The sequence below is a fragment of the Nocardia sp. NPDC003963 genome, from assembly GCF_053605105.1.
Genome location: NZ_JBSGIP010000059.1, coordinates 1 through 25,607, shown reverse-complemented (window position 1 = coordinate 25,607; position 25,607 = coordinate 1). Strand labels below are relative to the sequence as shown.

Here is a 25,607-nt window from a genome sequence, read left to right as displayed (position 1 = left end):
GGAGCGACCAGAGGGAGGGAGCGCAGCGACCGACCGGCGGGAGTGAAGAACCGGGGTTAATAGGGCCCCACCCCGCGGCGCCGGAGGCGACGCCATAAACACAGCACCCACCCCGCAGCGCCGAAGGCGACGCCATAAACACAGCACAGGCTGTCGTGTCGACAGCGATGCGAATGGTTGGGCGTCGCAGTACAGGAGGGTGGCGGATGTCGGCTGGTGGAAGTAAGAGGGCGATTCTCGCCGCGTTGTCGGCGAATGCCGGGATCGCGGTCGCGAAGTTCGTGGGTGCCGCGATCACCGGGTCGGCGTCGATGCTCGCGGAGGGTGTGCACTCGGTTGCCGATACCGCCAATCAGGGTTTGTTGTTGTTCGGGCAGAATCGCGCCGAGCAGCAGGCCGACGAGTTGCATCCGTTCGGGTACGGCCGGTATCGACGCGGCGGAGAGCCGAGTGCGGGCGGCGGTACCGGCGGCGCGCATCATCTATCTGGAGCCTGATCTGTATCGGGAGACCGAGCGCGCGGTCTAGGGTGCCGGGTTCGCGGTGAGCAGGGCGCAGGGGTCGGTGTGTTCGCCGAATACCGTGCGCAGCGCGTGGCGGGCGGCGTGTACGCCGCTCATCCCGTGTACGCCCCCGCCGGGCGGGGTGGCCGATGAGCACAGGTACACACCGGGTAGTCCGGTGCTGTAGGGGTTCCAGCGCGGTACCGGACGGAATACGGTCTGTGCGAGTGTCATCGCGCCGGCGTTGATATCGCCGCCGATGTAGTTCGCGTTGTGGGCCGGCATCTCGGCGGCCGTCCGGACGTGTTTCGCGAGGACGAGATCGCGGAAGCCCGGGGCGAATCGTTCGATCTGATCGGTGACGAGTTCGCTGACGTCGCGGTCGGAGCCGTGAGGCACGTGCGCGTAGGTGTACAGGGTGTGCCGGCCTTCGGGGGCACGGGTCGGGTCGACGACGCCGGGCTGGATGACGAGTGTGAAGGGCCGGTCGGTGTGGATTCCGGCGGCCACGGCGTGTTCGGCGGCCAGCGCTTCGGCCCGGCTGCCCACCAGATGCAGCGTGCCCGCTTCGGCGCATCCCGGTGCCTGCCAGGGCACCGGACCCGATAGCGCGAAATCCACTTTGCAGGCGCCGCCGCCGTAGCGGTACCGGTCGAGCCGGCGCCGGTATCCGGCCGGGAGGCGGTCGCCGGTGATACGGACGAGTTCGGTGGGCGCGGTATCGCAGAGGATCGCGCGAGCGGTCCGGAATTCTTCCAGCGAGTCCACTCGGTGCCCGGTGTGTATCCGCCCGCCGCGGCGGCGCAGATCGGCGGCCAGCGCGTCCACGATCGCCTGGCTGCCGCCGCGCGGCACCGGCCAGCCGCCCGCGTGCGCGAGGGTGGCCAGCAGCAGTCCCGCGCCCACCGCGGGTAGTGCGCGCGGCGGGGTGATGACATGTTCGGCCACGCCGGTGAACAATGCGGGCGCGATATTCCCGCTGAACCTGACGTTCCACAGCGGGGATCCCTGTTCGAGCAGGCGCAGGCCGAACCGGACAGCGGCGGGGCTCAGCGGTACGTGCCGCATATCCGACATCGCCGTGCGTACCACCCGCGGCCAGTCGCGGACCAGGGGTGCGAACAGCGATCGCCAGGCGCGGCCGTCGGCGCCGAGGTCGTCCGCCGTCCGTTCGAGATCACGCCACGCCACTCCGGCGGTGCCGCCGTCGAGCGGATGCGCGTAGGACGCCGCGGGGGTGAGCAGTTCGACGCCGTGCGCGGGCAGGTCGAAGGCCTCGAAAAACGGTGAGGCCAACGCCATCGGATGCGCGCCGGCGCATTCGTCGTGCCGGAAGCCGGGCAGCGTCGTTTCCGCCGTACGGCAGCCGCCGCCCAGGGTTTCCGCGGCTTCGTACACCGCGACCTCGAGCCCCGCGGCGGCCATGGTCACCGCCGCCGCGAGGCCGTTGGGGCCGGAACCTACCACTACGACATCCGCCATGCCCCGATTCTGCCTGTCCGCGCGGATCAGGGTCGGACGGCTACCGCGTCCACTTCGAACAGCATGGTCGGCAGGGCCAGGGCGGCGACGCCGGTCAGCGTCTGAACCGGGGGCCGGTCTCCCCAGATCTGAGCGATCTTCGCGCCGAGGACGGTCAGTTTGTCCGCGTCGTGGTCGACGATATGGGTGCGCAGTTGAGCGATATCGCCGAAATCCAGGCCCACCGAACGCAGCGCGGTACCGAGATTGGCGAATGCCCGGTCCACCTGGCCGGCGAAATCGCCGGTGGTGGTGGCGCCGTGCGCGTCGGAATCGTATTGACCGGCCACGAAGACCAGTTCGCCGCTGGTGACCGCCACATGGCTGTAACCGAACGGAATCGGATCGTGCAGGACAGGCGGATTGCTGATCTCGATGGACATACCGGGTCTCCTCGGGTTCGGTGACTGTCGACAGAGAGCCGACGAATCGGACGCGCCGACTGTGACATCCCCGCCCGGAATCACCCGATGGGCTGCCGGGACCGGGACCGGGGGCCGGTATGCGCGGGCAGGGCTTCGTAGCCGTGCAGGGTGTACAGCTGCCGCCGCCGCGGCGGACCACTGAGCCGGAGGTCGGGGAACTGTTCGAACAGGGCACGCAGTGCGTGGGCCGCCTCCATCCGGGCCAGGCTGGCGCCGAGGCAGGCGTGGATACCGCTGCTGAAGCCGAGATGCTCTTTGGCGTTGGCGCGGGTGATATCGAAGCGCGCGGGATCCGGGAACACGATCGGATCGCGGTTGGCGCCCGCCAGCGACAACACGACGGTGGCGCCCTTACGCACCCGGCGGCCCGCGAGTTCCAGTTCGGCGTGTGCGACGCGGGCGGTGGTCTGCACCGGAGGATCGAATCGCAGAATCTCCTCGACGGCGGCCGGCCAGAGGTCCGGCTCGGCCCGCAGCCGGGCCAGCTGGTCGGGGTGTTCGAGGAGTAGCACGATGCCCTTGCCGATGAGGTTGACCGTGGTCTCGAAGCCCGCACCCATCAGCAGGGTCGCCGACGCGCAGAGTTCGTGGGTGGACAACTCACCCTGGGCGACCAGGCTGCTGAGGATATCGTCGCCGGGTTCGGCGCGCAGCCGGTCGATATGGGCCAGCAGATAGTCCTGCACCTCTTCCGAGGAGCGCATGGCCCGTTCGTGGGCGTCCCAGGAGATTCCGAGATCCAGCAGCGGACTGATGGCATCGCCCCACTCCAGGAACATCTCCCGATCCCGGTCGGGGAATCCGAGCATCTCGGAGATGATGGCGATCGGCACCTGCGAAGCGAACTGCCCGACGAGATCGGCCGGACCGTCGTCGGGCAGCGCGGCGAGGAGTTCTTCGGTGACCGTGACGACCCGGTCGCGCAGCCGGCCGATGGCCCGCGGGGTGAACGCCGCGGCGACCGGTTTACGCATCCGGGTGTGTTCCGGCTGGTCGATCATCAGCATGGAAGGGGGATCGACCGGATTGGCCGGGATCGGGCGCCGGGCGAGTGCCCGGCGCGCGAACCCCGGCGGCCGGAGCACTGCGAGCATGCCCACCCCGAACCGGTTGTCCCGCAGGACTTCCCGTACCAGAGCGTGATCCATGGTGACCCAGACCGGTCCGGCCCGGTGTAATCCGCCCTCCCCACGCAGTTCCTCGATCAGCGGATAGGGATTCGTGATCCCCTCCGGCCCGCCGTTGAGGCGGGCGAACAGATCCCCCCGGCGCAGTTGCGCCTTCTTCGCGACCCGGATCAGCCCGTGCTGATTCACCCAGCGGAACACGTATTCCGGCTTCATCCCACCCACTCCTGTCGTGCCGACGGCTTCCCTGCGCGATACGCACGCCCGGCGGTCCCGGGCGACGCGCGCGCGGCGGCCGGTCGGCCCGGTCGTCTTCGACGTCCACCGGCACCGGAGGACCACCGCTACGAACGCTACGCACCCCGCGGCGGCCCGGGAACCTGCCGGAGTCGGAACCCGGGACCTACCGTGGTAGGAGAAAACACATCAGAGGATGTGGGTGACCCGTTCGCTGTCCACGCGCCGTTCCCGCAGTGCGGGATCGGGATCGGCCACCTGGACGAGCGAGGCGCCCGCGACGAGCACCGAGAGATACCCGTCGATCAATTCGGCCGGAGTGTCCCAGGTGGCGCTGGAGAGCACCCGGTCGCCCGCGGAGAAACCCTGCCGGGCAGCCGATTTCCGAGCCTCGGCGAGCACCTCGGATACCGGCATACCGTCGAGGGCCGCACCGGTGCCGCCGGGCAGGAACTGATCGCCGTGCACTCGGACGGCGGTAGCGTAGTCGGTGACCCCGAGCGGTAGATCGCGGACCGGTCCGCCCATCGGGTCCAGCGAGAGCGCCGCCACCTCGGGCGCGTGCTCGGTTTCGCCCAGCCGGTCCGCGGCCGCGAACACCAGTTCCGCGTCGGGGTCGGCGTGCAGTACCACTTCGGTTCCGGCCCACCAGCAGCCGAGCAGAACCGCCGCGGTCTGCCAGTGCGCGGGGAGCAGCACCGCGACCCGCGCCCCGGGGGTGAGCCCGAATTCGTCGCGGATAAGGTTGCCGGTTTTGGCCGCCCAGTTGGCCAGAGTGAGCCCGGAGAGCTCGATCCGGGCCCCGGTCGCGTCGTCGTACCAGGTGACGCGGGGGCCTGCGGGGTCACGTTCCAGAATCGGTTCGAGGACCGCTTCGGGGAGGGTCGTTGCCTGGTCTATGTCACGCATCGTCTGCTTTCGGCGTTCAATTCACACAGGTGGGTCCTTCTTCGGCCGCCGCGATCGGCGGCGCGGGCGGCACCGGGGTGGCCGAGGTCGACGTACCGCCGAAATCGATCACATCTCCGCTACCGGATCCGGGGCCAGCGTAGTCGCTCGTCAGAACCACGTTCACCGCTCCCGTCGCGATCGAGGGATCCGACACCACGGGAAGCCCGCCCAGCGCGGCCGCGACCGCCTTTCCGCCCGGATCCGACGCCGACGGGGCGCGCACCTGACTCTGCGACACCGACGACCCACCGGAATAGTTACCCACCGCCCCGGGGGTGTAACCGAGACCGGCGAGTTCTTGTGCGACCGCGCTCGCCAGCCCGGCGACAGTGCTGGAGTTGTAGACCGACACCTCGACATTCGCCGGGTTGACGTCCGGGGTGGTGGTCTCGGTCGCGGGCCGGTCGGCGGGTTCCTCCCCGACCAGGGCCGCGATGTAGTCCTGCACTTCGTAGGGATCGACCCGGACCACTGATTCGCCGTTGGAGGTGGTGCCGTTGAGGTCGGCGACCGGAATGGTCTCGAAGGTGACCTCGCCCGCCGTGAGGTCCTGGAGCTGGTTCAGGAACGCCAGCAGATCCCAGCCCTCGTCGAGCACGACGGTGCGCCCCACCGCGTCGCTGAGTTCGCGCAGCCTGCTCGGATTGCTCAAGGTGTCCGCGCTGACCACCTGATGGACCAGCTGGGCCATGAACACCTGCTGGCGCACGATCCGGTCCAGGTCACCGCGTTCGAGATTATGGCGCTGCCGTACGAAGCTGAGCGCCTGCGGTCCGTCGAGTTTCTGCCGGCCACCCGGGAAATACGCCCCCGACAGCGGTTCGTCCACCGCGTGACGCAGGCAGACGTCCACCCCGCCCACCGCGTCGGTGAGCAGGACGAAGCCGAGCAGGCTGACCTCCGCGTAATGGTCGACAGTGATACCGGTGAGCCCGGCCACCGATTCGATCAACGCCTGCCGGCCGCGCTGCGTCGACTGCGCCTCCGCGTCCTCCGCGGAGACACCTTCGGCCAGCAGATCGTCCTGCACGTTCTGTTTGGTGATCCCGTACGCGGAATTGATCTTGCCCTTGCCCAGGCGCGGGATATCGACATAGGCGTCACGCGGAATCGAGATGGCCGTGGCCGACCGGCCGTCGTTCGGCACCCGGACCAGCACGATGGTGTCGGTATTGGTACCTATCTCGTCACCGGCGTGCAGCATCGCCCGTTCGGCGTCGGTGAGCGGGTTGCCCTTGGCGTCGGTCCGCGAATCCACACCCACCAGCAGGATGTCCACCGCGCCGTCGGTATGCCCGCCCAGGCCCAGATCGCTGATCCGTTCGATATTCGACACCAGGGAATCCACACCGCGCCAGGCGAACCCGGTCGCGACCAGCACAATCAGAGCAACCGATGCGACCAGGACCCGCACCGGACTCCACAACGTCGGCTCCCCACGCTGCGCCACCTTCGACTTCCTCTCCCCTTACGGATCGGTCGAGGACCCCGACCCACTTCGCGTATGCCGTCGAAACACTTTCCGCACCACGCAGGCTAACCAACAGCAGCCCGGGTGACCCCGATTCGGCGGCCGACGGCGTGCCAGACTGGGCCGGTGAGCACCGCCGTACCGCCCGGAACCGAAGCAGCCGACCGCCTCCTCGTCACCGGGGCGGGTGGCCAGGTGGGTGGTGAACTCCTCCGGCTGATACCCGGTGTCCGGGCTTTCACCCGGTCCGAGCTCGATATCACCGATCGGGCCGCGGTGGAATCGGTGGTCCGCCCGGGCGATACCGTCGTCAATTGCGCCGCGTTCACCGCGGTCGACCGGGCCGAGGCCGAACCCGACGCCGCCTTCGCCGGAAACGAAACCGGGCCGGCGGTCCTGGCGGCGGCCTGCGCCCGCGCCGGCGCCCGGCTCGTCCATCTCTCCACCGACTACGTTTTCCCGGGTACCGCGACCACCCCGTACGAACCGTCCGACCCCACCGGCCCGACCACCGTGTACGGCCGCTCCAAACTCGCCGGGGAGCGCGCGGTGCGCGAACTCTGCCCGCAATCCCATATCGTCCGGACGGCCTGGGTGTACGCCGGGACCGGCGGTGATTTCGTGGCCACCATGCGCCGGCTCGAACGCGAACGCGACACCGTATCGGTGGTGAACGACCAGATCGGCTCCCCTACCTTCGCCGCCGATCTGGCAGCGGGTCTGCTCGAGCTGGCCGCGAACCCGACGGCGCCCACGGTGCTGCACGCCACGAACGCGGGCCGGGCCAGCTGGTTCGATCTGGCCCGCGCGGTATTCGCCGGGATCGGCGCCGATCCCGGCCGTGTCCGGCCCTGCACCACCGCGGAATTCCCCCGGCCCGCCCCCCGGCCCGCCTTCTCGGTACTGTCCGACACCGCCTGGCGCGCTGCCGGGCTGACACCATTGCGCCCGTGGGAATCCGCGCTGACCGAGGCACTGGCCCGGGCCTCCCGTTAGGGTGGTGCGCTGTGAGCGCTTCCGATAACCCGCACGACCGCCCACGTCTGGCCGTGGTCACGGTCACCTACTCGCCGGGCGAACATCTCGAGCATTTCATCAGCACCCTGACAACGGCCACCGTGGAGAAGCCCGAGGTCATCCTGGCCGACAACGGCTCCACCGACGGCGTTCCCGAACTGGTGGCCGACGCCAACGCCCATGTGCGTTTCCTACCGACCGGCGGCAACATCGGCTACGGCGGCGCCATCAACCGGGCGGTCGCCGAACTCGACCCCGACCTGGAATACGTCCTGATCGCCAACCCGGACATCCGCTGGGGCAACGATTCCATCGACATCATGCTCGAGGCCGCCCAGCGCTGGCCCCGGGCCGGCGCCATCGGACCGATGGTCCGCGAACCCGACGGCAGCGTCTACCCCTCCGCCCGGTCCGTCCCCGGGATCCTCGACGGTGCGGGTCACGCGATACTCGGCGCCGTCTGGAAGACCAATCCGTGGACCCGCCGGTACCGCCAGGAGAACGAGGAGATCTCCGAACGCACCGTCGGCTGGCTGTCCGGTTCGTGCCTGCTGGTGCGGCGCGCGGCCTTCGACTCGATCGAGGGTTTCGACTCGCGCTACTTCATGTACATGGAGGATGTCGACTTCGGCGACCGGATGGGCCGGGCCGGCTGGCACAACGTCTTCGTCCCCGACGCCGAGGTCACCCATGCCAAGGGGCATGCCGCGGGACGCCACCCCGAGACGATGCTGCCCGCCCACCACGCCAGCGCCTACCGCTTCCAGGCCGACCGGCATCCGCACTGGTGGCAGGCCCCGCTGCGCTGGGCCCTCAAGGCCGGACTTGCGGTGCGCTGCCGGATTGCGGTTCGATCCGCTCTGCGTGCACGGGACCGGGAGCAGGCCGGATAGCCGACCCGTCGGTTCCGTGCCGGGTCGATGATCGAATGGGAACAAGGGAGCTCCATGGCATCACAAGCAGGCGCGGACGCGGTGATTCTGGTCGGCGGAAAGGGGACGCGGCTGCGGCCGCTGACCCTGTCGGCGCCCAAACCGATGCTCCCGACGGCCGGGGTACCGTTCCTGACCCATCTGCTGACCCGGATCGCGAGCGCCGGCCTGACCCATGTGGTGCTGGGCACCTCCTACAAGGCCGAGGTCTTCGAGGAGCACTTCGGCGACGGCGCCGAATTCGGCCTGGAACTCGAATACGTCACCGAGACCGAACCGCTGGGCACCGGCGGCGGTATCCGCAATGTGCTACCCCGGCTCACCGCGGACAACGTCATGGTGTTCAACGGTGACGTCCTCGGCGGCACCGATCTGCGGTCGATCCTGGAAACCCACGAAACGACCGACGCCGACGTCACCCTGCACCTGGTCCGGGTCAGCGATCCACGTGCCTTCGGCTGCGTCCCGACCGACGCCGACGGCCGCGTCACGGCCTTCCTGGAGAAGACCCAGGACCCACCGACCGACCAGATCAACGCCGGTTGCTACGTCTTCCGGCGCGAGTACATCGAGAAGATCCCGGCCGGGCGCCCGGTATCGGTGGAACGCGAAGTGTTCCCCGCTCTGCTGACCGAAGGCGCCCGCGTCCAGGGCCACGTCGACACCTCGTACTGGCGGGATATGGGCACCCCCGAGGACTTCGTCCGCGGCTCCGCCGACCTCGTCCGCGGTATCGCCCCCTCCCCCGCCCTCCCCGGCCAGCGTGGCGAATCCCTCGTTCACGAAGGCGCGGGGATCGCCCCCGGAGCACTCCTCATCGGCGGCACGGTCGTCGGCCGCGGCGCGGAAGTCGGCGCCGGCGCCCGCCTCGACGGCGCGATCCTGTTCGACGGCGCCAAGGTGGAGGCCGGAGCCACCGTGGAACGCTCTATCGTCGGCTTCGGCGCCCGTATCGGTCCCCGCGCCCTGGTCCGCGACGGTGTGATCGGCGACGGCGCCAGCGTAGGCGCCCGCTGCGAACTGCTCCGCGGCGCCCGCGTATGGCCCGGCGTAGAAATCCCCGACGGCGGCATCCGCTTCTCCACCGACGTCTAGGGCGCCTTTCGCCGTGTCAGGGGGTGCATGCGTGGTAACGCGAACAATCGTGCATGCCGAGTGACACTCAGGCCGCGTGATCGGGTAGGGCGCCGACCCGCTGCGCCAGTCGGCCGAATTCTCCGGAACGCGCCGGCGGTCGGCGCGCTCGACGACCCGTTCAGCGCCGAAGGGCTCGCGCTGTGCGAGCAGGCGATCCGGGATCGGTTCGGCAGCATCCAGGCAATCAACGACCCGGAGAACACCGAGCGAGCCGACCGGTTCGGCCGCTGTATCGGTGAGGTGCACCGCCGGGCGACCGAGGCCCGCTGGGTCAACTCCGGCCACATGTACGAGAGCGCCGGCCCGCGTCCGCAGCTGATATTCCCGTTCTCCGAGTGGGCGTTCGACGCGCACGACCAGGTCGGCGGCGCGTTCGCCGAGGACCCGTACGAACCGACTCAGCTGGTTTGGGTGCTGAACAACATGCGCGCCGAGCACGAGCGCCCCTCCGTCGAGGAGTACCGGCGCCGATACCTCGAGCAGTTGGTCGCTGAGACCGATGGAAACGACTTATAGAGGGCGGATGAATGGGGCCTGGGGACAGACCAGACGCGCTCACTCCCGCAGAGCGTGAGCAGTACGAAAACAAGTATGTGCCCGGGAAGGTGCGGGACGGGAAGATTCCGCGGACGCCGTCGCAGTGGCGGGAGGTATCGGCGTCGTGGCGGGCGCGGTACGTACAGGGCAAAACCCTGGAGAAGGGTTTGGATGTCGTCTTCGGACTGACCCCGGCCGGGTGGCAGCGCGAAGTGTATCGGGTGGTCGACCCGGTCGAGGACAAGGAAATCCGGGTCGACCTCTACCTCGACGAGAGCGATTCACCCACCTCGACCGATGAGAACGCCGAGGCCAAAACCGGTGCGTTGAACAGGGATCGCGACGTCGTGCAGTTGGAGGGTTACCCGGCCCTGTTGCAGCGCGGTGAAACCGTCCGGCTCTATACCCGCGCGGAGCGCGACACCGAGATGTCGAAAGAAGCTCGGACCCTGCTCACGCTCATGAAAGCAGAAGGGGGTGCCGGCCGACGCGGCAAAAGCGAGCGTGCTCGCCCGCCTGTCTTCGCCCGCCGACGACCTGCGGTCCACACGCGGTCGTGAAGTACAGCAGGTGGAGGCTCAGCTCATGGCACGCGGGATATCGCCGGAAATCGCCAGAGCCGCGGCAGAGGGGCGGACAGCGGAGCCACCGCGGGTCACCCGAGCGCACGCGGCCGAGGACCGCGCTCGCGAACGGGAACGGGGACTCGGTCGCGAGCGGTAGAGCTTCGATTCGTCCGAAACGCTCGAGGCCATTTGCCGATCTCCTGTTTACGCGAAGCCCACCGCCCGTTCCCCCCAAGCTGTGAGCAGATCACCCTCCGGATCGGGCACCACCCGGTCGATCGTGTCGATCAGCAGCGTCTCCCGGGATTCCGGGTGGTAGGGCGGCCAGTGTTTGGAGCCGTCCAGAGCCGCCGGGACCCCGTGGGCCGCGAAGGCCAGCCAGCGGCGCATGATCCGGCCCGAGACCTCGGCGGCCTGCTTACGGCCGCCGAGCCAGAAAGTCGGGTCGTGGTCGAAAGTACCGAAATTGCCGAATACGTACGGGAGTTCGGTGGCGTGGCCCGCACCGACCCGGGCCGCGCGCAGCATCGGAGTGGCGTGGTCGAAGCGGTACATCCAGGTACGCGAGTGCTGGGCGTGGCCGTCGGCGACCCAGAGCGCCGGCATACGGAACGCGGCGTCGGTGGACATGGCCAGCGCACCCCGTGGTTTGGCCAGATCCGGGTATACCGAGGTGATCTCCGCGAGCCGTTCGGCCGATAGTCCGGGATGCCCGGCCTGTACCTGTTCGAGCATCGTGTTCACCGCCTCCGGCGTCACCGGCATGATCGGCGACCGGAACAGCCGGAACAGGGAAGCTTCGTCCTTGTTGGTGCCGATGATGAGCGGGACCCGGTGCGAGCGGCCGTCCCGGAAGCGGTCGGTCGGGTAGCCGGGCAGCAGATCCTCGTCCACCACCGGAGCCGCGGCCAGCGTCCCGGGGGCCTGCAGCGGGACCTCGTCGATCAGCACGGCCGCCGCCCGCACGATCCGCTCGACCGGGCATTCGAGCAGTTCACCGATCCGGTCGCGGGGCAGATCGATCAGCTGACGGAACCGTTCGGCCACCCCGGCCGCGCGGTCTCGTCCGTACACAGTGGTCGCGGGCGGGCTCTGCGCGATGGCCCGCTGGAACAGGCCCGCCGCCCGCGGCGCGGTGAGCAGGGCGGTGACGCAACCGGCCCCCGAGGACTCGCCGAAGAGCGTCACGTTGCCCGGGTCGCCACCGAAGGCGCCGATATTGTCCCGAACCCATTCCAGGGCGGCGAGCTGGTCGAGGAGGCCCAGGTTGGGGACGAACTCGTCGGACAGCGACGACAGGTCCAGGAACCCGAACGCGCCCACCCGGTAGTTCACCGTAACCACCACGACATCGCCCGCTCCGGCCAGCTGATGGCCGTCGTAGACGGCCTGCGCGGCCGATCCCAGGCAATAGGCCCCGCCGTGCAACCACACCATCACCGGGCGGGGTTCCGCGGTCGCCGCGGCCGGGGCCCAGATGTTGAGCCACAGACAGTCCTCCCCCATCGCCAGCGACCGGTCGATGGGCACGGTGTTGGCCATATCCTGCGGTGCGATCTGCCCGGATACCACGCAATCGCGCACCCCGTCCCAGCTGTTCGGAGCGCGCGGTGGCCGGAACCTGCGCGGACCGGCGGGCGCGGCGGCGTACGGGACACCGCGCCAGACCGATATCGCGCCTTCCCGGGTGCCGCGGACCGTACCGAACTCGGTCCGCGCCACCGGGGCGTTCTCGTCACCCACCGCAGGCGCCACCTCGAAGCACTGGACGTTCATCACAGACCTCCTCTACCTGTGCATTCGAGGGTACGACCGAAGTGGTTACACTTCGGTTTCGAAAATGTCGCGTTGCTCCGCGAAAACGATTCTTTCCCGGGCTCTAGAATTCGGCCATGCCGAGTTACGAGTTCCGCTGCCGCAGCTGCGGCGATACCTTCGAGGTCAACCGTCCGATGGCGCAGGCCGCGGATCCGGCGCATTGCCCGCACGGTCACGACGATACGGTCAAACTGCTGACCACCTTCGCGACCACCGGCCGCGCGGCCGCTCCGGCCGTATCGGCGCCCGCCGCCCCGGCGGGTGGCTGCTGTGGTGGCGGTTGCTGCGCGTGATTCCGGCCGCGGGCCCGGTTCGGAACAGGGATGCGGCGGCCGCGGGTGAGCCGGGATTCGCCGGCTGATACCGACTGTTCCGGCTCGTCCACGAATCATCTCGCGTCGTCGGGATCCGCGGCCGTGCGGTCGATATGCCCGAGATCCCGGGCCGGGGCGATCCGGTCGCGGACCCGCTGTTTCAGGACGGCGATATCCGGGAAGCCGCCATCGGCCTTGCGCTCCCATACCTGCGCCTCGTCGACCGTGATCCGGAAGACGCCGCCCTCACCGGGGATCAACGCGACCTCGCCGATATCGGTGGTGAAGGTGGTCAGCAGTTCCTGGGCCATCCAGCTCGCACGCAGCAGCCAGCGGCACTGGGTGCAGTATTCGATGGCGATACGGGGCATGCGGGGCACATTACCGGCGGGCGGGGCACACGGCCGGGCAGCCGCGGCGCCGACCCGGGGTCACCATCGTTCGATCTCGCCGTCGAGGTACTGCCAGTATCCGTCGACCCGGAGAAACCTACTCGTCTCGTGCAATCGGCCGCGACCGGACGGATCACGGTAGTGCGCGCTGAACTCGACCGTCCCGGAGTCGTCGAAGGGGCCGCCCCCGGCCGTACTCAGGATCTCCACGAAGAGCCAGCGGCGGTCGGGATCGAGTTCGAGCTCACCGGGCCGGGTCGTGGCGTGCCAGGAACGCAGCAGATAACCGGTATCGCCGAGGGCGAATGCCGTGAACCGGGAACGCATCAGCGCCTCGGCACCGGGCGCCGGGCGACCGGCCAGCAGCGGACCGCAACATTCGCCGAAGGTATCGCCACGGCGGCACGGGCACGGCTTCGTATCGTCCACATCCGGATTCTCCCCGGTGCGGCCGGACCGCACCGGCGCGGGCTCGTTCATCCGCGCGCGGCGGCCAGTTCCGTGGCGATCCGGGCGGTGTCGTCGCGCCAGCGGCGCAGCTCGGTGACACCCGGCGCGAGTTCGTAGTCGTGATGATGGGTGGCGTGCGACAGGCTGGTCCACAGTGCGGCGATCCTGGCTGCGGTGAACGGGTCGGTGACGACCCGTAACGCCAGGAGCTGGGCCCGCATCGGGCAGCGCGCCAGCTCGGGTTCGGTCCGCGACCACAGATCGTCCACCGCCTGTTCGAGTGCGATCCGCAGGATCCACGCGGTGGCGCGGGACCAGACACCGCCGGCGGCGGTCACCGAACCGTCGAGGAGCCGGTCCGCCGCCGCCAGTCTTTCGCCGATACCGGGCCGGGGCACCGTATCGTCGGCCGGACGGGGTCGGGGCGGCGCGGGACGATTGCGCCCGCGCCGCCCCGTCCCCGCGGACCGGCGCCCGGTCACCGGGCCAGCCACTCGGCGAAGCGTCCCGTTTCCGCGATCAGCTCGGCGAGATCACGAGCGATCGGGACGTGGGCCCCGGCCGTGGCGTCGCGAACGACCTCGACCGCCCAGCGGCCCTCTTTGGCCAGCTGTTTGTTCAGGTCCTCGATCCGGTGCCCGGGGCCCAGTACCGCGAGCGTGACCATGGCACGGGTGGATTGGGCCCGGTCGATATGCCGCTGTACCTCGCGGTGATCCATGCCATCGGCCAGCAGTAGCCGTTTCGCCCGGGCCAGGCTGGCCGCCTCCAGTGCGGAACGGCAACAGGTCGCCACGAGTTCGTCGGCGATGGTGCGCGGTAGCTGCGGGGTGCGCAGCAGGGCTCGGGCGTCGTCGAGGTAGCGCTGCACCGGGTCGCCGGCCGGGCGGATCTCGATCACCGACCGTTCCCGCCGTTGTACCTCGATGATCCGGGCGTCGATCTGCATTCGCCGCACCGCTTCGGCCAGCCGGTCGTCGTGGGTGAACACCACCACCTGCCGCTCCCAGGCGACGGTGGCCAGTACCCGGGCCAGGCCGTCCACTTTGGCGGGGTCCATGGCCTGGACCGGATCGTCGATCACGACGAACCGGAACGGGCTCGCCGCGACGGTGGCGCGCGGCAGGAACAGAGCGAGTCCGAGTGCGTGCAGTTCGCCCTGACTCATCACACCGAGCGCGGCGCCGTCCACCTCGTCGACGGTCACTTCGAGATGCACCCGGCGGGCGCTGTTCGCGTTGCCCTGCAGCTGGATTCCGCCGAGCTCGACGCTGCTCTGCTGACGCAGGGTCTGCCATACCCACCGCGCGGTACCGGCCAGCGGGGCCAGCCGTTCGTCCCGCACCCGCGCGGTCGCCGATTTCAGCCATTCCTCGGCCGCGCGGGCAGTCTGCAACTCCGCGGCCTGCGCGGTGACGGTGCGGGTGAGTTCGAGCCAGGTGCGCAGCCGCGGCGCGAACGGGGCCCATGCCTCGTCGAGCCGGTCGAGTTCCTTTCCGGCGCGCTGCTGGGCGAAACCCAGTTCGGCGCAGAGGCGTTCGTGCACCGTACGCACGCGGGCGGGCAGCTCGCCGAGCTCACGGTGATCGGGCAGACCCGCCCAGTGGGCCCAGGTTTCACCGAGACCGGACGTATCGAGACCGGTGGTTCCGGCCGCGGTGGTGAGTTCCGGTGGCACCTTCCCCGTCAACGCCCGCAGTTCGGCGAGCGCTCCGGCGAGCTCGTCGCGGGACCGCGCGAGTTCCGCGGTACGCCCGGTGAGTCCCTCGATCGCGGCCGCGGTGTCGTGCGACCACTGCCGGTCCAGCGCGCCGTGACCGCATACCGGGCACAACGCGATCTCGTGGGCGGCCGGCTCCGGGACGGACCGGCCGGAACCGGTATCGCGGCTGCCGGGCGACGCCGGGCCGGCCGCCTCCGCGACCTCCGGCGCCGCGGGCCGGTCATGGTCCACCACATGGGCGTACGCGGCGCGCAACAGCTCGAGTACCCGCAGATCCGCGACCACTTCGGGCGCGGTCGCCGCGGCGACCGCGGCGACCGCGGTGGAGATACGCCCGGCCAGCCCCGCGATCCGGTCCGCGGTGGGTAGTTCCAGAGCCAGTACCGCGCGTAACGCCTCCGGTTCCGGTCCGGCGGCGGTATCGGCCACCAGCTCCGCCAGTTCGACCGGATCCGGTACCGGATCGCGCAACAACGCGCCGGCGCGCAGCGCACGCCGATCGGTGACCCCGGCGAGTTCGGTGAGCAGGGTCTGCCGCTCGCGGCGCGCGGTCCGGGCCGTACGTTCGAGATCCAGGCGGCGGACCCGGATCCGTTCGTGCGCGGTGATGAGTTCGTCCAGGCCCAGCAGCTGGTGCAGGGCATCGAAGAGTTCGCTCGGTTTACCGTCGACCAGGGCGCCGAGCTCGCTGTAGGACAGGAACGGCCGGTACAACTCCATGGGTACCGCCCACTGACCGCCTGCGAAGGCCTGCTCCGGACCGTCTCCGCGACGCTGGCTCCAGACCCCACCCGCCAACGGCTCGTCGGCGTCCCATTCCCGGGCCACGGTGAGCTCGGATTCCGGACCGTCGGTGCGCATTTCCAGTTCCACCCGGACCGGCCCGGACCGGTGGAGATTGCGCCAGCCCTCGCGCCATGTCGCCGATCGCCCGTCCCAGCGGCGGTTGCCACCGGTCAGCGCGAGCTCCGCGGCCTCGGCGAAACTCGATTTCCCACTGCCGTTACGACCGGTTACCAGCGTCAGGCCCGGCCCGGCGGGTAGTTCGAGCGTGGTTTCGGGGCCGATACCCCGGAATCCCCGGACCCGGATGGCGTTCAGGAAGACCCCGTCGATACCGGGCTCGGTGGTCCGCGCGGCGGATTCATCGGTCCACACCGGCGGCTCCAGGGCCGCGCGGACAACTGCTGCCACGGCACCGGGAATCTCCGGGTCGGAATCGAGGCGGTGCGCGATCAACTCGGCCGGCCGGATCGATATCTCCCCGGATTTCTCACGCCCAGGATTCACGAAGTTCTCCACCCCCTCGAGGCCACACGCCTGTCGAGCCCCCGTGTGTGGTCGTACGGTCGAAAGCTGTGCGAAACGCTACCCGATGCCGGCCGATCCGGACAGGGCCGGTTCGCGACCCCGTCCCGGACGGTCACGGACACCACTCCGGGACCGGACGCGTGGGAGATGCGTACGGCCGCCGGCGCGAACTGACCCGCGGGGATGGGATCTGGTCATCGGCCGGGCCGACCGGCTGCCGATGGCCACCCCTCGCCAACCCCGTCGGGTAGCTCGTCGGTGTGTCACCCTTCAGGGGCGGCTCGGTCTGGCCGAACAGAACAGAATGCCAGAGACACCCAGATCACGCAACATTTACGGAGCAGCTCTCCGATTCGAATACGGCTCGGAGACAACCCATTCCGCTGGTGACCGAGGTGTGCGAAGTTTCTGTCGGTGGGGTGCGATAGAAATCTCGCGACCGAGAAACGGGGGCACGATGACCGACCGAAACAGGTCTGCCGGATGACACAACGGTGGACCGAGAACCAGGTGACAGCACTCGCACCCGATACGAGTTCACTCACCGCCGCACGTAAGCTGGCCGGGAAATGGTCCGGCACAGGCTGCTCCGAGACCGCGATCTGGGGCTTGTGCAAAGGCAGCGGAAGCACTCCGTACCAGACGATCGTGGACCTCACCGGTCCCGCCTTCCGATGCTCCTGCCCGAGCCGGAAGTTCCCCTGCAAACACGCCTTGTCGCTGCTGATGCTCTGGGCGGCGGGCGCAGTGCCCGAAACCGCCGAAATCGCCGATTTCGCCGCCGAGTGGACGAACCGGCGGGCTGTGCAAGCGGCCGCCCCGCCGAAAAAAGCCCGCGGCAGCGATCCGGCGACCGCGCAGCAGCGGCACCGGCGAGTGGAAGCCGGGCTCACCGAGCTGGATACCTGGCTCACCGATCAGCTTCGCACCGGCCTGGCCCAGACAGATCGCTCCCATACGGCGTTCGAAGCCGTGGCGGCGCGACTGGTGGATGCCCAGGCGCCGGGTCCGGCCGCCGTGATGCGCCGCCTGCCCGACGCGGTGGTGCGCCGATCGGACTGGCCGGAAGTGGTGCTGGGCCGTTTCGCCTGGCTGCACCTGCTCATCGCCGCACACCGGAAACTGGATACGCTGCCCGCGCCGTTGGCGGCCGCTGTCCGCAACCGTATCGGCTATCCGACTTCCGCGGACGCGGTACTGACCGAACCGGCGGTGGCCGACCGGTGGCTGACCGTCGGTATGCGCACCGACGAGGAGGAGCGGATACACACCCGCCTGACCTGGCTCTACGGTATGCGCACCGGCCGCTGGGCATTGCTGGTCGACCATTCGTTCGGTTCCCCTGTCTTCACCGCGAACACCCCGCCGATCGGCCTGGCGGCCGAATACGAGGTGCATTTCTATCCGGTCGCGGCACCGTTGCGCGCGGTGGCCGGGCCGGATCGCGAGCCATCGGCACCCACCGCCGCCGAACTTCCGGAGACCGCCGGAACCCACACCGTCGCGGCGGCATCGACCGATTTCACCACCGCGGCGGCCGCGGATCCGTGGCTCGAATCCTGGCCGGTACTGCTGCGCGGAGTGATACCCGCGCGACAGGGCGAGGACTGGTTGCTCGTCGAATCCGGAGGTTCGGCGCTACCTCTGCAGACCCCCGCGCAGCCGTGGCGGCTGCTCGCGCTGTCCGGCGGCCGGCCGGTGACCGTATTCGGTCTCTGGACGGGCCGTCGGCTCGAGGTGATCTCGGTGGCGGTGGGCGGCGAGTTCCACGATGCGGGCCCGACCGAGGATTCCGCCGGTTCCGCGATCACCGCGACCCCCGACGCGGCCTCGATCGCCCTGCTGGGCACCGCGCGGGGCACGGGCAGCCCGGCGGGACTCCCCGAACCCGTCGCCGCGGCCGTCACGGCGCTGTCCGGCCGGGACGCCGCCGAGCGTCTGCTCGCGACCACCGCGCTGGAGACGGCCTGGGTCCGCGGCGGATACCTGCCGCGGACGGTCGAGGTTCCCGACGAACCCGCTGCCGACGATCCGCGGCCGATACTGCCCGACGCGGCGGCCGATCGGCTGGCCCTGCTCATCGGATCCCGGCCCGATCTACTGCCCGAATGGTTCGCCGCCGCGGCGGCGCACGATTACCGCGCCCCGGACCGGCTCACCGGGCAGCTGCTCGAATTCGCCGCGTCCGACAGTGGATTACGGGAGGCGGCACTGCGATCGGCCGGGGCCCGGGGTCGTTGGCTGGCCGGGTGGATTCCACGCTGGCACGATCTGGCCCGGCGCGATACCGCACAAACGGAGACCGCGAACGAGACCTGGCACCTCGGCCGGCCACCGGAACGCCTGCGCTGGCTCACCGAATCGCGGCGCCGCGACCCGGCGGCCGCGCGCGAGGCCCTCGCCGCGGCATGGCCGCGGGAATCGGGCGCGCCGAAAGCCGGACTGCTCGGTGTGCTGGCCGACGGGTTGGGCCCGGCGGACGAGGATCTACTCGAACGCGCGCTGGACGATCGCCGCGGGGATGTACGCCGGACGGCCGCCGAGTTGCTGGCCCGGCTCCCCGGTTCGGCCTTCGCCGAACGGATGGCCGCCCGCGCCGGCATCTGGTTGAAATGCGCGGATACCGGTTCGGGCGCGGGTTCCGAGCTGATAGTCGATATTCCGGAGACCCTCGACAAGGCCGCTGTCCGCGACGGTTTCACCGACAGCACCACCGAGTTCGGGTACCGCTGGAACGGGCAGCCGGATCTCTCCGCGACCCGGCTGCGGCGACTGACCGCCGGACTGCCGCTGAGTTATTGGACCGAACCCCTCGGTCCGCCGGTCCGCGCCGTCGCGACGCACGTGGACGACCGCTTCCGGCAACCGCTGTTCGACGGTTGGATGGACGCGGCGCTCGCCCAGCGCGATACCGAATGGGGCCGCGCGCTGTTCACCGTCGGAATGCCGTCGAATCTGGCGATCCTGCGCCGCCGCGAACTGTTCGCACTGATCGCGCCGGGCGATCAGCTCGAGCATCTACTGCGGCTGGGTTCGGCCTGGTTGTCCGAACTCGAATCCCTGCTGCCCGCGGTGGCGCACCCCTGGCCACCGGAACTGGCCCGGCACCTGCTGCACCTCTTCGAGGAGCGCGCCCGGACCGCCGCGGCCCGGCGGGGCGCGCCGGGCACCCATCCCAGCGCGCACCGCTCGCTGCTGCACACTGCCGCACTCCACCTACCACCGGAATGGGCGGGCGAGGTCACCGCGCTGGCCGGCCGCTGCGAAGCCGACGACTGGACCGAGGCGCTCGGACTGCTCGCCCACGACCTACACCAACGATCCGCGATGCTCGAGGAGCTGAAATGACCACCGTCGCCACCGAACCCGCTCCGGCGCTGTTGCGCCCGCACGCCGAACAGGCCTTCGCCGAGGAACTACATGCCCTGCGTACCGTGGACGACCGGCCGCGCCCGCCGTCGTGGACGATGTCGCCCTGGGCCGTGGTGACCTATCTGCTGGGCGGCACTCTCGCCGACGGCACCGTGATCACGCCCAAGTACGTGGGTCCGCGCCGGCTCATGGAGGTGGCCGTCGCGACGCTGGCCACCGATCGCGCCCTGTTGCTGCTCGGGGTGCCCGGCACCGCGAAGACCTGGGTCTCCGAACATCTCTCGGCGGCCGTCAGCGGATCGTCGACCCTGCTCGTGCAGGGCACCTCGGGTACCGCCGAGGAGGCCATCCGCTACGGCTGGAACTACGCCCGGCTGCTCGCCGAGGGCCCGAGCGATGCCGCGCTGGTGCCGTCACCGATCCTCAACGCCATGCGCACCGGTGCCATCGCCCGGCTCGAGGAACTCACCCGGATCCCCTCGGATGTCCAGGACGCCCTGATCACGATCCTGTCGGAGAAGACTCTGCCGGTTCCCGAACTCGGTATGGAAGTGCAGGCCGCCAAGGGTTTCAACATCATCGCGACGGCCAACGACCGGGACCGCGGGGTGAACGAACTGTCCTCGGCGCTGCGCCGCCGGTTCAACACGGTGGTGCTCCCGTTGCCGGGTAGCGAGGCCGAGGAGATCGATATCGTGACCCGGCGGGTCGAGCAGCTGGGATCGGCACTGGAACTGCCCGAGGTCCCGGCGGCCGCCGAGGAGGTGCGACGGGTGGTGCGGATCTTCCGGGAACTGCGCGCCGGTATCACCGCCGACGGCCGGACCAAACTGAAATCCCCGTCGGGCACGCTCTCGACCGCCGAGGCCATCTCCGTGATCACCAACGGGATGGCGCTGTCGGCGCATTTCGGGGACGGGGTGCTGCGGGCCGCCGATATCGCGGGTGCGGTGATCGGTTCGGTGATCAAGGATCCGGGGGCCGATTCGGTGGTGTGGACCGAATATCTCGAAGCCGTGGTGCGTGACCGCCGGGAATGGTCCGATTTCTACCGGGCCTGCCGGGAGATCGACGGATGAGCCTCGCGGACGCGGGTGAACCCGGGCAGACCCGGGTCTTCGGAATACGCCATCACGGCCCGGGATCGGCCCGCTCGCTGCGCCTGGCACTGGAGGAGTTCCGGCCGGACACCGTCCTGATCGAGGGTCCGGCGGACGCGGACCCGCTGGTGGTCCATATGGCCGCCGCATCGATGGCACCGCCGGTCGCGCTGCTGGGCTATGTCTCCGACGAACCGGCGCGTGCGGCGTTCTGGCCCTACGCGGTGTTCTCCCCGGAATGGCAGGCGCTGCGCTACGCGGTCGGCAACGAAGTACCCGTCCGGTTCTGCGATCTGCCCGCCGCCCAGGTGCTGGCCGTCGAGGACCGGTCCGGCGGCCGCGACGCGCTCGCCGAACTGGCGGCCGCGGGCGGCTACGACGACGCCGAGCGCTGGTGGGACGCGGTGGTCGAATCCAGCTCGGATACCGGGACCTTCGCGGCCGTCACCGAGGCCATGGCCGCGCTGCGGGAGACCGCGATCGTCGAACCGGAATCCGATACCGGCGCCGCCGCCACCGGCGTACCGGAGGACAGCAACGGAGTCGGCGATCCGGGCGTTCCACCGGCCGGCGTTCACCTGCCCGAATCGGTCGACGAGGGGAACGATCCCGACCCGGCGGCATCCGAACCCGAACCGCTGGTCCTCGACCGGCACACGCTGATCCGGGAAGCCCATATGCGCCAGGTCCTGCGCAAGGCGCGCAAGGACGGGGCCCGCCGGATCGCCGTCGTCTGCGGTGCGTGGCACGCCCCCGCGCTCCAGGAACCGCTCGGCCCGGCCGCCGCGGATATCCGCCTGCTCAAGGGGCTGCCGAAGGTCAAGGCCACGCTGACGTGGGTGCCGTGGACGCATTCCCGGCTCGCCGCGGCATCCGGGTACGGCGCGGGGGTCACCTCGCCGGGGTGGTACCACCACCTGTTCACCGAAACCGAGCGGCCGATCGCGTCCTGGCTCACCAAGGTCGCGGGCGTTCTGCGCAACCACGATCTGCCGGTATCCAGCGCCCACATCATCGAGGCCGTACGCCTGGCCACGACCCTGGCCGCGCTGCGGGCCCGGCCACTGGCCGGTCTGTCCGAGGTCACCGAGGCGACCCGGGCGGTGCTGTGCGAGGGCGACGAGACCATGCTGCGCCTGGTCGGTTCGGAGCTGATCGTCGGTGAGGCACTGGGCGCCGTACCGCCCGAGGCACCGACGGTTCCGCTGGAAGCCGATCTGCGCGCCGCGGCACGTACCCTGCGGCTGAAACAGGAAGCCCTGATCCGGACCCTGGACCTGGATCTGCGCAAAGAGCGCGATATCGGCAGATCCCGGCTGCTGCACCGGCTGCGGCTGCTGGGCGTGCACTGGGGTACGCCCACCGCCGGCACCGTGAAATCGACGGGCACATTCCGCGAGACCTGGGAGTTGCGCTGGGAACCGGAGTTCGCGGTCCGGGTGATCGAGGCGTCCCGCTGGGGTACCACGGTGCGGGCGGCGGCCGAGGCGAAGATCCTCGACACCGCCGCGCGGCCCGGTAGCGGGGTCACCGAACTCACGGAGGCACTGGAATTCGCGCTGCTCGCCGAACTCCCCGGCGCCCTCGACGGACTGATCGCCCGGCTCGGTTCGGCAGCCGCCGTGGATCACGATATGACCCATCTGCTGGCCGCGCTGCCGGGTGTCCTCCGGACACTGCGGTACGGAGACGTCCGCGGTACCGACACCTCCGCCCTGACCCACGTCGCGGACAGCATGCTGATCCGGATCTGCGCCGGACTGCCGGCCGCGGTCACCGGTCTCGGTGACGACACCGCCGCGGCGCTGCGCGATCAGCTCGATACCGCCACCACCGCGATCCATACCCGCGACCACACCGAATCCACCGAACAGTGGCTGGCGGTACTGGCCCGCCTGGCCGATCGGCCCGATGTGCACGGTCTGCTGGTGGGCCGGACAGTACGCCTGCTCTGCGATGCCGACCGGTTCGATACCGACGAGGCGGCGCGGCGGCTGGCGGCGGCGCTGTCGATCGGCAACACCGCGGCCGCGAAGGCGGCGTGGGTCGACGGTTTCGTCGGCGGCCGCGGGCTGGTACTGGTCCACGACCGGGCCCTGCTCCAGCTGATCGACGGCTGGGTCGCCGGGCTGGCCGAGGAGCAGTTCGTCGAGGTCGTGCCGCTGTTGCGCCGCACATTCGGCGCCTTCGCGTCCGGGGAACGCCGCGCGATCGGCGAAGCCGTACGCGACCGTGGCCCGGCCGCGACCGCCACCCCGGCCGATATCGATCCCGAACGCGGCCTGCTCGCCCTGCGTACGGTCGCCGACATTCTGGGAGTGCCCGCATGAACACCACCGCACCGCAGGGGATCACCGACGAGGCGCGATTGCGCCGCTGGCGTCTGGTCCTCGGCTCGGCCGCCGAACCCTCGCTCGGCGGACTCGGGACCGCCGACGACAAAGCCATCGACAAAGCGCTCGGTGCGGTCTACGACAGTGCCGCCGACGGTTCGCGCGGGGACCGATCCGGCGGTCTGGGTGGTTCGGCCCCGCGCGTGGCCCGGTGGCTGGGTGATATCCGCACCTACTTCCCGTCGACCGTGGTCGAGGTCGTCCAGCGTGACGCGGTGGAGCGGCTGAACCTCACCCAACTGCTGCTGGAACCCGAACTGATGGAGGCGGTGGAACCCGATGTGCATCTGGTCGGCACATTGCTCAGCCTGAATCGGGTTATCCCGGAGACCACCAAGGCGACCGCTCGGATGGTGGTGTCGAAGGTGGTGAAGGAGATAGAACAGCGAATCGCGACCAAGACGGTGGCGGCGGTGAGCGGGGCGCTCAACCGCTCGGCCCGTACCTCCCGGCCGAAACCGCGCGATATCGATTTCGATCGCACCATCCGCAAGAACCTCGCGAATTATCTGCCGGAACAGCGCACTATCATCGCCGAGCGGCTGGTGGGTTACGGCAGGCGCGCCCAGGCGGTGCATCGGGACGTGATCCTGGCGATCGACCAATCGGGGTCGATGGCATCCAGCGTGGTCTATTCGTCGGTCTTCGGCGCGGTCCTGGCGTCGATGCGATCGCTGCGCACCTCGCTGGTGGTCTTCGACACCGAGGTCGTGGATCTCACCGAAAAGCTTTCCGACCCCGTCGATGTGCTGTTCGGCACCCAGCTGGGCGGCGGCACCTATATCAACCGCGCCATCGCCTACTGCCAGACGCTGATCACCCGCCCCACCGACAGTCTGTTCTTCCTCATTTCCGATCTCTACGAGGGCGGCGTGCGGGAGGAGATGCTGCGCCGCGTCCACGCCATGAAGGAGTCCGGCGTACAGGTGGTGGTACTGCTGGCCCTCTCCGACGACGGCGCGCCCTCCTACGATCGCGAGAACGCGGCGGCGCTGGCGGCACTCGGGGTACCGGCTTTCGCCTGTACCCCCGACCGCTTCCCGGATCTGCTGGCCCAGGCACTGAACCGGGGCGATCTCATGCACTGGGGTAGCTGACCGGACTCCCTCCGGAACCCTCCGGGATCCCGGAGGGATTCCACAAGTGCGCCCGAGCAGGTGTGAGGTCCGGCAGACGATCCGCGATCCCGTGCTCCGGCCCGGTCGGGTGCGCGAATACGCTCCGTTCGTGCGTCCCCGGGCGGACCGCGGCCGGTCCGGTGATCAGATGGTGGTCGCTGCCCGTCGTGTATCGCGCTCGGTCCCGGTGAGCGGAACGAGGAGTGCGGCGGGCGCTTTCGATCCAGGCTGTCCCCGGCGCGAAGCCCGTCGCCCTGCTCTGGTTGCCCGGCCCGTGGAAATACCAGCGCACAGCGCATTTCGGCAATTCTCCGGAAATACATGCACCCGCAACAGAACAGACGTAACGATATACACGGGTTCTCCAATGTTCCCAGAACGCCGCCATTCCAAACAATCCTCATTGCAGGACCCCCTGTCGCCGGCTTCGAAATTTCCGACAAAACGATCGAACCGGAAGACGGTTCCGCGACCGAAAAGGACCGACGCGCACGAATTCATCGTCACCCCAGGTGAGAGCAGGAATTCATCCGGAAAGCGTGGAATATGTTCCCACAATTGGATATATTTCTTATCAGTACTGCTAACATCACGCACCGTGAGTAATTCGCATATTCGAAAGGCCATTTTCTTCGTCGCCCCGGCTCTCGGCGCGTTCGGCATGATTCTTCCCGCCACCGCCGGTGCCGATCCCGGTCAGGGCGCATTGCTGCCACCGATCGTCGAGTTCACCCCGGAGAAAGGGGGTGGCGTGTACGGGAAGGTGGAGAACCCGAACGATCACGGTGTGTGCTGGGCGGAGAACGCGGACACCGGCGCGGTTTTCACCGTCGGCGCGCAGTACCACGATTTCAGTGTGGAAGAGTCCGTCGCCGGCCCGGGGCAGACGCAATTCAAATCGTTGCGCGGTTTGAACAACGGACCCGTACGCGTCATCGGCCGCTGCGCCACCCACCTGCCGCCGGCCGCGGACGACCCCGAGGCATCGGCCAGCGAAGTGGTCACGGTGGAGGTATCGGGCGCCGGTATCCCGACCGGCAGCAGCGGCGGCTAGTCCGGCAGCCCGACGTGACCAGCGGTCGACAGCGGCGGTTTCGCATATGACCGCATCGACCATCCGCCCGGTTCATGTCTCCGCCGCGCCGCGGTGAGACAGTGGTCCGCGGTGGCCCGCCCTCGTACGAGGGCGGGC

The 25,607-nt window shown here is 69.6% G+C and carries 21 protein-coding genes and 1 pseudogene; 12 read left to right on the top strand and 10 right to left on the bottom strand.

What is annotated here, in order from left to right; translation table 11 throughout:
* Window positions 1-206: 206 nt before the first annotated feature.
* Window positions 207-434 (top strand): annotated as a pseudogene (locus ACWEWT_RS35680) (cation diffusion facilitator family transporter); the annotation flags it as partial.
* Window positions 435-524: 90 nt separating this feature from the next.
* Here the strand turns inward: ACWEWT_RS35680 and ACWEWT_RS35675 are convergent.
* The 5 genes from ACWEWT_RS35675 to ACWEWT_RS35655 all read right to left on the bottom strand — a co-directional run bounded on the left by ACWEWT_RS35675 (window position 525) and on the right by ACWEWT_RS35655 (window position 6,214).
* Window positions 525-1,985 carry a phytoene desaturase family protein gene (locus tag ACWEWT_RS35675; protein ID WP_452565317.1) on the bottom strand — a complete coding sequence of 487 codons (1,461 nt, stop codon included), beginning with the start codon at window positions 1,983-1,985 and terminating at the stop codon, window positions 525-527.
* Window positions 1,986-2,011: 26 nt separating this feature from the next.
* Window positions 2,012-2,407, bottom strand: a complete 396-nt coding sequence (locus ACWEWT_RS35670) for a RidA family protein (protein ID WP_452565316.1) — start codon at window positions 2,405-2,407, stop codon at window positions 2,012-2,014.
* Between the two features lie 80 nt (window positions 2,408-2,487).
* Entirely contained in the window at window positions 2,488-3,792 is a 1,305-nt protein-coding gene (locus tag ACWEWT_RS35665; RefSeq protein WP_452565315.1) for a cytochrome P450, read from the bottom strand.
* 210 nt (window positions 3,793-4,002) lie between these two features.
* The gene (locus ACWEWT_RS35660) at window positions 4,003-4,722 is read right to left on the bottom strand and encodes a TIGR03089 family protein (RefSeq protein WP_452565314.1); all 720 of its coding nucleotides are present in this window, start codon (window positions 4,720-4,722) and stop codon (window positions 4,003-4,005) included.
* 16 nt (window positions 4,723-4,738) lie between these two features.
* Window positions 4,739-6,214: an LCP family protein gene (locus ACWEWT_RS35655; protein ID WP_452565313.1), complete on the bottom strand. Its 1,476-nt coding sequence runs from the start codon at window positions 6,212-6,214 to the stop codon at window positions 4,739-4,741.
* 147 nt (window positions 6,215-6,361) lie between these two features.
* Here ACWEWT_RS35655 and rfbD point away from each other — a divergent pair, with 147 nt between their 5' ends.
* From rfbD to ACWEWT_RS35630, 5 genes are all read left to right on the top strand, one after another.
* Entirely contained in the window at window positions 6,362-7,231 is an 870-nt protein-coding gene (gene rfbD / locus ACWEWT_RS35650; RefSeq protein ID WP_452565312.1) for a dTDP-4-dehydrorhamnose reductase, read from the top strand.
* A gap of 11 nt (window positions 7,232-7,242) precedes the next feature.
* Entirely contained in the window at window positions 7,243-8,145 is a 903-nt protein-coding gene (locus ACWEWT_RS35645) for a glycosyltransferase family 2 protein (protein ID WP_452565311.1), read from the top strand.
* Between the two features lie 54 nt (window positions 8,146-8,199).
* Window positions 8,200-9,279: a sugar phosphate nucleotidyltransferase gene (locus ACWEWT_RS35640; RefSeq protein ID WP_452565310.1), complete on the top strand. Its 1,080-nt coding sequence runs from the start codon at window positions 8,200-8,202 to the stop codon at window positions 9,277-9,279.
* Window positions 9,280-9,339: 60 nt separating this feature from the next.
* The gene (locus tag ACWEWT_RS35635; RefSeq protein ID WP_452565309.1) at window positions 9,340-9,837 is read left to right on the top strand and encodes a hypothetical protein; all 498 of its coding nucleotides are present in this window, start codon (window positions 9,340-9,342) and stop codon (window positions 9,835-9,837) included.
* Between the two features lie 77 nt (window positions 9,838-9,914).
* Complete coding sequence (locus tag ACWEWT_RS35630; RefSeq protein WP_452565308.1) at window positions 9,915-10,418, top strand: hypothetical protein; 504 nt, start codon at window positions 9,915-9,917, stop codon at window positions 10,416-10,418.
* Window positions 10,419-10,628: 210 nt separating this feature from the next.
* Here ACWEWT_RS35630 and ACWEWT_RS35625 read toward each other — a convergent pair whose 3' ends face one another.
* The gene (locus ACWEWT_RS35625; RefSeq protein ID WP_452565307.1) at window positions 10,629-12,200 is read right to left on the bottom strand and encodes a carboxylesterase/lipase family protein; all 1,572 of its coding nucleotides are present in this window, start codon (window positions 12,198-12,200) and stop codon (window positions 10,629-10,631) included.
* Between the two features lie 116 nt (window positions 12,201-12,316).
* On the opposite strand from ACWEWT_RS35625, the gene ACWEWT_RS35620 reads away from it, so the two are divergent.
* The gene (locus tag ACWEWT_RS35620; RefSeq protein WP_452565306.1) at window positions 12,317-12,535 is read left to right on the top strand and encodes an FmdB family zinc ribbon protein; all 219 of its coding nucleotides are present in this window, start codon (window positions 12,317-12,319) and stop codon (window positions 12,533-12,535) included.
* A 95-nt stretch (window positions 12,536-12,630) separates the two neighbouring features.
* Here the strand turns inward: ACWEWT_RS35620 and ACWEWT_RS35615 are convergent, their stop codons facing one another.
* From ACWEWT_RS35615 to ACWEWT_RS35600, 4 genes are read right to left on the bottom strand one after another with little or no spacing between them, the layout of a single operon-like run.
* Window positions 12,631-12,927, bottom strand: coding sequence for a SelT/SelW/SelH family protein (locus tag ACWEWT_RS35615; RefSeq protein WP_452565305.1), 297 nt, complete (start codon window positions 12,925-12,927; stop codon window positions 12,631-12,633).
* Window positions 12,928-12,987: 60 nt separating this feature from the next.
* Window positions 12,988-13,428 (bottom strand): YchJ family protein, encoded by a 441-nt coding sequence (locus tag ACWEWT_RS35610; protein WP_452565304.1) that lies wholly within the window; start codon window positions 13,426-13,428, stop codon window positions 12,988-12,990.
* Window positions 13,425-13,892: a hypothetical protein gene (locus ACWEWT_RS35605; RefSeq protein ID WP_452565303.1), complete on the bottom strand. Its 468-nt coding sequence runs from the start codon at window positions 13,890-13,892 to the stop codon at window positions 13,425-13,427. The genes ACWEWT_RS35610 and ACWEWT_RS35605 overlap by 4 nt, the downstream gene beginning before the upstream one ends.
* Window positions 13,877-16,411: an AAA family ATPase gene (locus tag ACWEWT_RS35600; RefSeq protein WP_452565302.1), complete on the bottom strand. Its 2,535-nt coding sequence runs from the start codon at window positions 16,409-16,411 to the stop codon at window positions 13,877-13,879. Before ACWEWT_RS35600 ends, ACWEWT_RS35605 begins: the two co-directional genes overlap by 16 nt.
* A gap of 504 nt (window positions 16,412-16,915) precedes the next feature.
* On the opposite strand from ACWEWT_RS35600, the gene ACWEWT_RS35595 reads away from it, so the two are divergent.
* The 5 genes from ACWEWT_RS35595 (at window position 16,916) to ACWEWT_RS35575 (ending at window position 25,469) form a co-directional block, all read left to right on the top strand.
* Window positions 16,916-19,780: a DUF5691 domain-containing protein gene (locus tag ACWEWT_RS35595; RefSeq protein WP_452565301.1), complete on the top strand. Its 2,865-nt coding sequence runs from the start codon at window positions 16,916-16,918 to the stop codon at window positions 19,778-19,780.
* Window positions 19,777-20,883 (top strand): ATP-binding protein, encoded by a 1,107-nt coding sequence (locus ACWEWT_RS35590; protein WP_452565300.1) that lies wholly within the window; start codon window positions 19,777-19,779, stop codon window positions 20,881-20,883. Before ACWEWT_RS35595 ends, ACWEWT_RS35590 begins: the two co-directional genes overlap by 4 nt.
* Window positions 20,880-23,234, top strand: a complete 2,355-nt coding sequence (locus ACWEWT_RS35585; protein ID WP_452565299.1) for a DUF5682 family protein — start codon at window positions 20,880-20,882, stop codon at window positions 23,232-23,234. Before ACWEWT_RS35590 ends, ACWEWT_RS35585 begins: the two co-directional genes overlap by 4 nt.
* On the top strand, window positions 23,231-24,394 hold the full coding sequence (locus ACWEWT_RS35580; protein ID WP_452565298.1) for a VWA domain-containing protein: 1,164 nt from the start codon (window positions 23,231-23,233) through the stop codon (window positions 24,392-24,394). The genes ACWEWT_RS35585 and ACWEWT_RS35580 overlap by 4 nt, the downstream gene beginning before the upstream one ends.
* Before the next feature lie 619 nt (window positions 24,395-25,013).
* The gene (locus tag ACWEWT_RS35575; protein WP_452565297.1) at window positions 25,014-25,469 is read left to right on the top strand and encodes a hypothetical protein; all 456 of its coding nucleotides are present in this window, start codon (window positions 25,014-25,016) and stop codon (window positions 25,467-25,469) included.
* Window positions 25,470-25,607: the final 138 nt, after the last annotated feature.

Excerpts from the sequence above, each read along its gene's own strand:
- ACWEWT_RS35665 (WP_452565315.1), bottom strand. The coding sequence starts at position 3,792 with ATGAAGCCGGAATACGTGTTCCGCTGGGTGAATCAGCACGGGCTGATC.
- ACWEWT_RS35640 (WP_452565310.1), top strand. The coding sequence starts at position 8,200 with ATGGCATCACAAGCAGGCGCGGACGCGGTGATTCTGGTCGGCGGAAAG.
- ACWEWT_RS35620 (WP_452565306.1), top strand. The coding sequence starts at position 12,317 with ATGCCGAGTTACGAGTTCCGCTGCCGCAGCTGCGGCGATACCTTCGAG.
- ACWEWT_RS35585 (WP_452565299.1), top strand. The coding sequence starts at position 20,880 with ATGAGCCTCGCGGACGCGGGTGAACCCGGGCAGACCCGGGTCTTCGGA.
- ACWEWT_RS35595 (WP_452565301.1), top strand. The coding sequence starts at position 16,916 with ATGACACAACGGTGGACCGAGAACCAGGTGACAGCACTCGCACCCGAT.
- ACWEWT_RS35580 (WP_452565298.1), top strand. The coding sequence starts at position 23,231 with ATGAACACCACCGCACCGCAGGGGATCACCGACGAGGCGCGATTGCGC.
- ACWEWT_RS35590 (WP_452565300.1), top strand. The coding sequence starts at position 19,777 with ATGACCACCGTCGCCACCGAACCCGCTCCGGCGCTGTTGCGCCCGCAC.
- ACWEWT_RS35615 (WP_452565305.1), bottom strand. The coding sequence starts at position 12,927 with ATGCCCCGTATCGCCATCGAATACTGCACCCAGTGCCGCTGGCTGCTG.
- ACWEWT_RS35670 (WP_452565316.1), bottom strand. The coding sequence starts at position 2,407 with ATGTCCATCGAGATCAGCAATCCGCCTGTCCTGCACGATCCGATTCCG.
- ACWEWT_RS35675 (WP_452565317.1), bottom strand. The coding sequence starts at position 1,985 with ATGGCGGATGTCGTAGTGGTAGGTTCCGGCCCCAACGGCCTCGCGGCG.
- ACWEWT_RS35625 (WP_452565307.1), bottom strand. The coding sequence starts at position 12,200 with ATGAACGTCCAGTGCTTCGAGGTGGCGCCTGCGGTGGGTGACGAGAAC.
- ACWEWT_RS35610 (WP_452565304.1), bottom strand. The coding sequence starts at position 13,428 with ATGAACGAGCCCGCGCCGGTGCGGTCCGGCCGCACCGGGGAGAATCCG.
- ACWEWT_RS35660 (WP_452565314.1), bottom strand. The coding sequence starts at position 4,722 with ATGCGTGACATAGACCAGGCAACGACCCTCCCCGAAGCGGTCCTCGAA.